Genomic DNA, 7952 nt, shown 5'->3' on the forward strand with positions numbered 1-7952 from the left:
TAAAATTAATTTTATTGTTTAAATTAATTTTAAAAGATGTTAAAATGATAAAAAACTACAAATTATGACGTTTTCATAGTTGTGTTTTTTATTATTTAAATCGAAATGAGGTTATAAATATGCCGGAGAATAATAGTAAAAAGATTATGTGGTATAGCCTTGCATTAATGGCTTTTTCAGGAGTCTGGGGATTTGGTAATGTAATCAACGGATTTTCTGAATATAATGGATTACAAGCAATTGTAGCTTGGCTTATAATTTTTGCAATTTATTTTATACCATATGCATTAATGGTTGGAGAATTAGGATCTGCATTTAAAAGTCATGGTGGTGGTGTAAGTTCTTGGGTTGGAGAAACTATAGGACCTAAGATAGCATACTATGCAGGTTGGACATATTGGATTGTACATATGCCTTATCTTTCACAAAAACCTAATAGTTTCATGATTGCATCAAGTTGGGCTATCTTCCAAGACAGTAGAATTAGTAATATGAATACTGTATTGTTACAAATAAGTTGTTTAATCGTTTTTGTTGTTGCTATGTATATTGCATCTAAGGGGTTAAATCCATTAAAGAAATTATCTTCTTTAGCAGGGACATCTATGTTTGTAATGTCTATGTTATTTATATTATTAATGATAGCAGCTCCAGCTATTACAGATGCTCAATTAAATGAAATAAACTGGTCATTAAGTACCTTTATTCCAAAGTTTGATGTTTCATTTTTCACAAGTATTTCTATATTAGTATTTTCAGTTGGTGGTTGTGAAAAGATATCACCTTATGTAAATCAAATGAAGGATCCAGCTAAGGGATTTTCTAAAGGTATGATTGCTCTAGCTATTATGGTTGCAGTTACAGCAATACTTGGAACAATTTCATTAGGAATGATGTTTGATTCAAATAATATTCCAAGTGATTTAATGACAAATGGAGCATACTATGCATTCCAAAAGCTAGGTGAATACTACAACTTAGGAAACTTATTCGTTATAGCTTATGCAATTACTAATATGATTGGACAATTTGCTGTACTTATAATTTCAATTGATGCTCCATTACGTATGTTACTTGATAGTGGAGATAGAAGATATATTCCAGAAAAACTATTTGTTCAAAATAAAAATGGTGCATATACTAATGGACATAAATTAATATTTGTTATAGTTTCAATATTAATCATAGTTCCAGCAATAGGAATTGGAAGTGTTGATGAGTTAGTTAGATGGCTTGTAAAACTAAATGCAGTTTGTATGCCTCTAAGATATTTATGGGTATTTGTTGCTTATATAGCATTAAAGCGAGTAGACGACAAATTCCAAAGAGAATATTATTTTGTTAAAAATAGAAGTTTAGGAATAGTATTAGGAGCTTGGTGCTTTGCCTTTACAGCCTTTGCTTGTATAGGTGGTATGTATTCAAAAGATATATTCCAACTAGCACTAAATGTTATAACTCCATTTATATTAATAGCTTTAGGATTAATATTACCTTATATAGCTAAGAGAACAAATATATCTAAATAATAGAATACTACTGTCTAGTATGTAATTAATAAATTATATACTAGACAGTTTTTTTATTTTCTAATCCCTGTAGTATTAGTGGCTCATTCTTATTTAGTAAACAAGTATTAGGTTTAAAGAAGTAAGTAGCGTTGGTAAAATATACTTATCTCAAAGAAATGGAGGCGTTATTTATGAAAAGAGATTTTTTCAATGCGTAGCAGAGGCTATAGCATTATAAAATAGTGAGGTAGCCTTTGCAAATCCTAAGAGTTTAATAAATAGGAGGCGCAATATGAGCTATTATAAAAAATATATATGGGAAGTAGTTCCTGAAAATTTACCTAAAGTAAAAAGAAATTGCCCAAAGTGCAATGAAAAGACATACTATATAAATAGTGAGAAATTTAGAGTTAATGCAAATAAAAGTAACCTAGATGTATGGTTAATTTATCAATGTGAGAATTGTAAATCTACTTGGAATATGACAATATATGAAAGAATAAATCCTAGGGATATTAATAAAGATGAATATAAGAAGTTTCTAGCTAACGATAAACATTTAGCTAGAGAATATGCTTTTGATTTAAGTATATATAGTAAGAATAAGGCAGAAATTATTTTAGAAGGTCTAAACTATAAGATAATAGAAAGTGAACTAGACTTGTATTATATTAATGAAAATGAGCTTTCAGTTGAGGTTCTTTGTAATTATAAAATGGATATTAGGGTAGATAAATTCTTAAGTGATAAGCTTGAGGTTTCAAGAAGTAAAATAAAAAGTATGCGTCAGAATGGAGAATTTATTATTAAGGATAATAAGAATTCATTAAACACTAAAATAAAAAATGGTATGGAGATAAGTTTTGTTAAGATAAAAGAGGAAGTTAAGTTTCTAAAGGAGATTGTCTAATCCTATAAAACTTTAGGTTTCCTTGATTTGTAAAGTGATATTAAGTAAAATAGTAAATATATAGGAATAAAAGGAGAGATTTATATGACAACACCTTCTATAAATGCATAGCAAAGGCTATTGCATATAAAATAATAATTAAATAGCCTTTGCTACACCTAAATTTAAATTATATATTTAGGAGGAGCATTATGTGCTATATTGCAGCAAAGGAAGTATTACCTATAGAAATATTAGAATTGATTCAAAATTATGTAGAAGGTGAGTATATTTATATTCCTAAGAGAGAAGAAAATAAGAGGCTTTGGGGATCTACCACAACTACTAAAAAAGAGATTAAATTAAGAGATGCTAGGATTTATTCTGAATACAAAAGTGGAATATGTAGAAAAGACCTAGCAGCAAAATACTTTTTATCAAAAAAGAGTATAGACAGAATAATTTTAAAAGAGAAAAATAATACTATTGAAGAAAGATCATAACAAGAGAGCTTAAAACTAGGCTCTCTTATTTTTTTATATAAATTACTTAATCCTTTAAATACAAGCATAAATGCTCCAATTATAAGGAATATATATCCAATTGGGATTAAGAAGAAAAATGGTTCAACAAGGATTCCATCGGAATTTATAGTTGATCCTATAAAACAAGAAGCACCTATAATAAATGGGAGAATGTAAATTAATTTTTTTCATATAATTACTCCTTTCAATTTTATGAAATAATAATAGTACAGTATAATAATATCAATAAAAGATAAGGGTTCATATGATAAAATTCTTGGTTGAATAAAATGTTATCAATAAGATGATGTGCTAGAAAAAACTGCTTGATACAGCAGGTAATTATACTATAATAGGGATTATGTTAAATAAAATTAGATTTGAAATGCTAACTAAGAAAGGACAGTAAATGAAGAACTTTGAGAAAATAGTAAAAGATACGAGAATAATCGAGATTTATAATAAAATATCAGAATTTGAAGATTTAGATAAAGGCTGTGCACATCATAATTTAGAGCATGTTAAAAATGTTGCTAATTTAGTTGAAGTTTTATTAAGAAAGTTAAATTATGATGAAAATTTTATAGAAGAGGCTAAGATAGCAGCTATACTACATGATACTGGGGCAATAGAAGGAAAGAAGAATCATGCATTAAGAAGTTATGATTTTGCAAAGACTTACTTTGAAGAAAATAATATTGAATTAAAAAATAAGGATTTAGTATTAGAAGCAATAAAGATTCATAGTGATGGATTTAATAGTAATAATATTATTGCATTAACATTAATTATAAGTGATAAGTTGGATATAAAATATACTAGAGTTGCTAAAGCTGGATATAATCTTAGGGGGATGAAGGAGTTACTTTATATTAAAGATATTTTAGTTGATATAAATAATAGTAATATAGAAATTAAGTTTATTTGTGATGAAGAAATAAATAAGAAAGAGCTAGAAGAGTTTTATTTTATAACAAAGGTTTTTAAGTCAATACATAGATTTTCAAGTAAAATGAGCTTAATTCCTAAAGTGTTTTTTAATAATGATGAATGGAAGATGTTTAATAATATAATACAGGATGAAATTTAGATAAAGAAAGCATAAATGAAATAGTATAAAGAATATGTGCTATGTTAATTTATGGTATAATATTAAAAAAGAGGGGGCTTAGAGATGACGAAATTAACTAAACCATCTCATCTTAAAAGAGGAGATAAAATAGCTACAGTAAGCTTATCTTGGGGTGGAGCTGGAGATAAGGAAATACTATGGAGATATTATCAAGGTAAGAAGAGACTTGAAGAAGAATTTGGACTTGAAGTTATTGAAATGGAGAATACTTTAAAGGGAAGTGAGTTTTTATATAATCATCCTGAAAAAAGAGCTGAGGACTTTATGAATGCTTTTAAAGATAAGTCCATTAAAGGTATTTTTTCATGTATAGGTGGGTACGAAAGTATAAGAATGCTACCTTTTATAGATTTTGATGTTATTCGTAATAATCCAAAGATATTCATAGGTTATTCTGATACAACAGTTTCTCATATGATATGTTTAAAAGCAGGCCTATCTAGCTTTTATGGACCAGCCATTTTATCAGAGTTTGCTGAAAATATTAATATGTTTGATTATACAAAGTATTGGATTAATAAAGTGCTATTTAATACTGAATCAATAGGTATAATTAACTCATCAGATGTTTGGACAAGCGAATATTTACCATGGGATGAGTGTAATAAAGATATATCTAGAAATACAAAAGCAAATGTTGGAGTTGAGGTCCTACAAGGAAGTGGGAAAGTTAAAGGAAAACTAATTGGAGGGTGTATTGAAGTCTTAGAAATGGTTAAAGGTACAAAATTGTGGCCTGAAGAAAAACTTTGGGAAGATTCAATATTATTTTTTGAAACCTCAGAAGATAAGCCAAGTCCTGTATATTTTGAGTATTGGCTTAGAAATTATGGCTCTCAGGGTATATTAGAAAAGTCAAAGGGAATAATCTTTGGAAAACCATACGATAACGAGTATTATGAAGAGTATAAGAAGGTAATTTATAAAGTAATTAGAGATGAACTAAAGTTAAATGATTTACCAATATTATACAATGTGAATTTTGGTCATACAGCTCCAATAATTACAATACCATACGGTGCTTTAGCTGAGATAGATTGTGATAATAATACCTTCTCTATATTAGAATCAGGTGTTATGTAAAAGGAATATTCTTATTAGTTCATAAAATAGTTTTAATACATAAAACATTATTTATTATGTATTTTGAGAGGTAAATATGATTTTATTAGAAAAAAAGAAAATAAATGAAAAGTCTATAGAAGAATTAGAGGTTTATAATAGTACAGAAAATGATCATAAGTCTTCAGTAATAGAAAGTAGTGACTATGGTTTTGCAATTGCTAGATATAAAGAAGATGATTTTAGGTGCGAATTTGTAAAGAAGTATATTGAATATATTAACGAAAAATATAGTATAAATATTTTTAATTGCAAATTTGAAAGACCAGATAGTGATAGTAAGTTTATAAATTTTTATATTTATTTATGGCAGGCTGATCCGGATATCCATTATAGAATAGAGGATAAAAACAATAAGTATATAGAAAGCTTCTATAAAATTTTAAAAATCACAAAGTTACCTGGGATTACAGAAACAACAGAGATACAGTTCTTGGTTAAAGATATACTAAAAACAATGATTTCTCAGAGTAGTAATAAGGCATGGCATAATATTCATAATACTATAAAATCTGTTTTTTCAGAAGTAGTGGCTGTTAGTTATTGGAACACATTTTATGTATTCATAAATGAAGATAATTTTGAAAAGACAGTTTTAGATAAAGATTATCTTAATGAAATAAGAAAGTATTGCTATAAAGTTATTAAGGAATATGATCTTGATAATGTCTTAGACTATAGTAATTTTCATATTAGAATAGATAATTATAAGAATTATAAAGAAATAGGTGGACAGAATTACTTTAATAGTGATTATATGTTTAATTGTATTACTTTATAAATTAATATTGAATAATACTTAAGATGAAAGCACAATGTTTTTTGATGTGCTTTCTTTTTTTATTTAAATAAAGCTTAGATTAATACTGATATTTTAAGTAATTTTAAAGACGTGATATTAAATTTTAATTATAAGTTAAACCTAAAGTTAATAATAGAAGGAGTATTGATAATGGACAATATTATAATTAGAAATTCAAGTGAAGTGGATAGAATAACACTTTCAGAAGTTTTTGCAGAAGCCTTTTTTGAAGAGTGGAAAAGTCTATCAAGAGATGTAAATAAAATATCTAGAGCATTTAGAAGCGGAATTGCTTTAGAAAATTACCTTGTTGTAACAATAAATGATGTGATTGTTGGGTTTTAGCTTATGTTACTGGAGAAAATAGAGTTTTTAGATTAGGAATTGCAAGTAGACTTATAGAATTTTGTATTAAAAACAATGATTATAGTGAGTTTACTAATTCGGTTACCAATGTAAATGTAGCAGCTATTAATTGTTATAAAAAGTTTGGATTTAAAGAATATAAACGAGAAAAAGTGAGATATGCAAAAATGAGAGGATATTCAGAATTTATATTTATGAAGTACCATAAATAAGACTATCTTTGAAAAAGATATTAATAGTAGAGATTATGAGGAATACAAAAAAATCTACAATAGCTTAAATTTATTAAGTATTAAAATATATGATGATTTAAAGTGAATAACTCTTCTAATGAGTTAGATAATATATATTCTGCTTTAAAGAATTAGTTATATACTGATATTTTAAATTAATCATTCTATACGTAATATAAGAAAAAATGTATTTAGATTTTAATAAGCTTTTCTAGTTTATAGTAAAAAATGAATTTAGTACAAACTAATTAAATAATGATGTATAATAATTTCTAGAATAGTTTTATTGGAAGGTGATTAATATGAGTAAAATTATAGATGCAAGAGGGAAGAATTGTCCTATGCCTGTTATTATGGCAAAGAAAGAAATTGATGGAGGAGTAAAATTCTTTACAGTTCAAGTTGATAATAAAATAGCAGTAGAAAATTTAAGTAAATTGGCTAGTAGTCAAGGATTTGAAGTTAAAGTAACTGAAGTTAATGGTAATTTTGATGTTAGGTTTTCAAATGGATGTGAAGAATGTCAAGAAATATTAGCTAAGGTTGAAAATAGAAAGCCTCTTGGTGATTGGAGTATATTTGTAAATAAAAGCACAATTGGTGTTGGTAATGAAGAGTTAGGACAAACACTAATAAAGATGTTTTTATATACAATATCAGAATCAGAGGATTATCCAAAATCAATTTTATTTATGAACGATGGAGTAAAGGTTCCTACACTTAATGAACAAGCTGCTGAACACTTAAAAGAGTTAGAAAACCATGGAGTAGATTTGCTTGTTTGTGGAGCATGTCTTAATTTCTATGGATTAGAAGATAGGCTTTCAGTAGGAAGAGTAAGCAATATGTATGAAATAGTTGAAGAAATGAAGGTAGTTTCTAAAGTTATAACTATATAAGAGTTATAAGATATATAAGAAAAGTCACTCTAATACATATAGGGTGACTTTTCTAGTAAATTTATCCGAACGCTACCATTGCTAACACTCCCCCTTCAACAAGTGGGAGCTGAGCACTGCTACGCGCCTGGATTAGTTCTTCTAACCTTCAGGTTGGTAGTGTATTCCTGTTAAGAAAACTCCACCTGAAGATAAGAATCACTTTATAAAATAATATAATTCATATAAATATTAGTTTAAGTACTTATAATATATTTTTGACTTTTTTGATTTTTCATAACCAATTATATTTAATTATTTAGATAGTTAATTTAGGGTTTAGTTCTTTATAAATATAGTCATCAATTATATTTTTATGAGTTTCAGCTATATTAATTGTATTTAATTCATTAATACTAAAATATTTTAATTCTTCTGATTCTTCACTGCATAATAGTTTATGAGTTTTATTTAACTCAACAATATATACTGCTG

The 7952-nt window shown here is 26.8% G+C and carries 8 protein-coding genes and 1 pseudogene; 8 read left to right on the forward strand and 1 reads right to left on the reverse strand.

Translation table 11 applies throughout. The features are described 5' to 3' along the window. Nucleotides 1-119: 119 nt before the first annotated feature. From E6248_RS10320 to E6248_RS10330, 3 genes are all read left to right on the forward strand, one after another. Complete coding sequence (locus tag E6248_RS10320; protein ID WP_316340723.1) at nucleotides 120-1529, forward strand: amino acid permease; 1410 nt, start codon at nucleotides 120-122, stop codon at nucleotides 1527-1529. Nucleotides 1530-1803: 274 nt separating this feature from the next. Next, nucleotides 1804-2421 carry a DUF1062 domain-containing protein gene (locus E6248_RS10325; protein ID WP_316340724.1) on the forward strand — a complete coding sequence of 206 codons (618 nt, stop codon included), beginning with the start codon at nucleotides 1804-1806 and terminating at the stop codon, nucleotides 2419-2421. Between the two features lie 191 nt (nucleotides 2422-2612). Further along, on the forward strand, nucleotides 2613-2903 hold the full coding sequence (locus E6248_RS10330; protein WP_316340725.1) for a CD3324 family protein: 291 nt from the start codon (nucleotides 2613-2615) through the stop codon (nucleotides 2901-2903). A gap of 116 nt (nucleotides 2904-3019) precedes the next feature. Here the strand turns inward: E6248_RS10330 and E6248_RS16420 are convergent. Further along, nucleotides 3020-3103: pseudogene (locus E6248_RS16420) on the reverse strand (DUF3955 domain-containing protein); the annotation flags it as partial. 230 nt (nucleotides 3104-3333) lie between these two features. On the opposite strand from E6248_RS16420, the gene E6248_RS10335 reads away from it, so the two are divergent. The 5 genes from E6248_RS10335 (at nucleotide 3334) to yedF (ending at nucleotide 7478) form a co-directional block, all read left to right on the forward strand. Beyond that, nucleotides 3334-4014: an HD domain-containing protein gene (locus E6248_RS10335; protein WP_316340726.1), complete on the forward strand. Its 681-nt coding sequence runs from the start codon at nucleotides 3334-3336 to the stop codon at nucleotides 4012-4014. Nucleotides 4015-4098: 84 nt separating this feature from the next. Next, nucleotides 4099-5139 (forward strand): LD-carboxypeptidase, encoded by a 1041-nt coding sequence (locus tag E6248_RS10340; protein WP_316340727.1) that lies wholly within the window; start codon nucleotides 4099-4101, stop codon nucleotides 5137-5139. 76 nt (nucleotides 5140-5215) lie between these two features. Continuing rightward, a complete protein-coding gene (locus E6248_RS10345) occupies nucleotides 5216-5959 on the forward strand; it encodes a hypothetical protein (protein ID WP_316340728.1) in 744 nt (247 codons plus the stop codon). Between the two features lie 171 nt (nucleotides 5960-6130). Beyond that, on the forward strand, nucleotides 6131-6325 hold the full coding sequence (locus E6248_RS10350) for a hypothetical protein (RefSeq protein WP_316340729.1): 195 nt from the start codon (nucleotides 6131-6133) through the stop codon (nucleotides 6323-6325). Between the two features lie 556 nt (nucleotides 6326-6881). Continuing rightward, nucleotides 6882-7478, forward strand: coding sequence for a sulfurtransferase-like selenium metabolism protein YedF (gene yedF, locus E6248_RS10355; RefSeq protein ID WP_316340730.1), 597 nt, complete (start codon nucleotides 6882-6884; stop codon nucleotides 7476-7478). The last annotated feature ends 474 nt before the right edge of the window (nucleotides 7479-7952 follow it).

This window comes from Clostridium sp. (genome assembly GCF_032552055.1).
Lineage (GTDB): Bacteria > Bacillota > Clostridia > Clostridiales > Clostridiaceae > Clostridium.